This is a genomic window from Bacillus sp. ES1-5, assembly GCF_022487605.1.
Classification (GTDB): Bacteria; Bacillota; Bacilli; order Bacillales; family Bacillaceae_G; genus Bacillus_A; species Bacillus_A wiedmannii.
Genome location: NZ_JAKVPU010000050.1, coordinates 1 through 508, shown reverse-complemented (window position 1 = coordinate 508; position 508 = coordinate 1). Strand labels below are relative to the sequence as shown.

Annotated in this window: 1 protein-coding gene; it reads right to left on the bottom strand. The window is 34.3% G+C overall.

Features of this window, described 5'->3' with window-relative positions; all coding sequences use genetic code 11:
* The coding region (locus tag MKO96_RS29235) for an MSCRAMM family protein (protein WP_276314297.1) at nucleotides 1-508 on the bottom strand (508 nt) is incomplete at both ends.

Genomic DNA, 508 nt, shown 5'->3' with positions numbered 1-508 from the left:
TTTTCATAACCCTTTGGTGCTTCTACTTCTACAAGTGTGTAGTGACCTACAGATAAGTCTGAGACTTTCGCTTTTCCTTCTTTATCTGTTGTTACTTTCGTTACTACTTTTCCTTTTTCATCATGAACTTCAAACACTGCCCCTGATAATACATTCTTACTTTCAGCAGCCATTTTTGTAATTTCTACTGAACCTTTATCTAACTGTTCATTCTCTACTTTTAGTAATAAAACTTCTGTCATACCCTTTTTGATTTCAAATGATACTGGCTCTGTTAGTTTTTTGTAGCCTGGTAAATTTTCTACTTCTACTAATTTGTAACTCCCTACAGATAGGTCTGAAACGTTTGCTTTTCCATCTTTATCTGTTGTTACTTTCGTTACCACTTTGCCTTTTTCATCTTGCACTTCGAAGACTACGCCTTCTAATGCTTTCTGACTGTCTTTATCTACTTTTGTAATTTCTACATTACCCTTGTCTAACATTTCATTTTCGACTGTTAAAGCAA